This window comes from Burkholderia sp. 9779_493 (assembly GCF_015712215.1).
In the GTDB taxonomy this organism is placed as follows: Bacteria; Pseudomonadota; Gammaproteobacteria; order Burkholderiales; family Burkholderiaceae; genus Burkholderia; species Burkholderia cenocepacia.
Window position 1 is genome coordinate 1 of the sequence record NZ_JACCQA010000116.1, and the last position, 433, is coordinate 433.

Below are 433 nucleotides of genomic sequence, written 5' to 3' on the forward strand. Positions count from 1 at the left end.
CGGTATCGTTGCACTGCTGGCGACCGGTGGTTCCACTAACCACACCATGCACCTGGTGGCGATGGCGCGCGCGGCCGGTATTCAGATTAACTGGGATGACTTCTCTGACCTTTCTGATGTTGTACCGCTGATGGCACGTCTCTACCCGAACGGTCCGGCCGATATTAACCACTTCCAGGCGGCAGGTGGCGTACCGGTTCTGGTGCGTGAACTGCTCAAAGCAGGCCTGCTGCATGAAGATGTCAATACGGTGGCAGGCTTTGGTCTGTCTCGTTATACCCTTGAACCATGGCTGAATAATGGTGAACTGGACTGGCGGGAAGGGGCGGAAAAATCACTCGACAGCAATGTGATCGCTTCCTTCGAACAACCTTTCTCTCATCATGGTGGGACAAAAGTGTTAAGCGGTAACCTGGGCCGTGCGGTTATGAAA

The 433-nt window shown here is 54.5% G+C and carries 1 protein-coding gene; it reads left to right on the forward strand.

From position 1 onward, the window contains the following. Positions 1-433 (forward strand): dihydroxy-acid dehydratase domain-containing protein (locus tag H0X95_RS35750; RefSeq protein WP_196446441.1); only part of this gene is annotated, 433 nt, incomplete at both ends.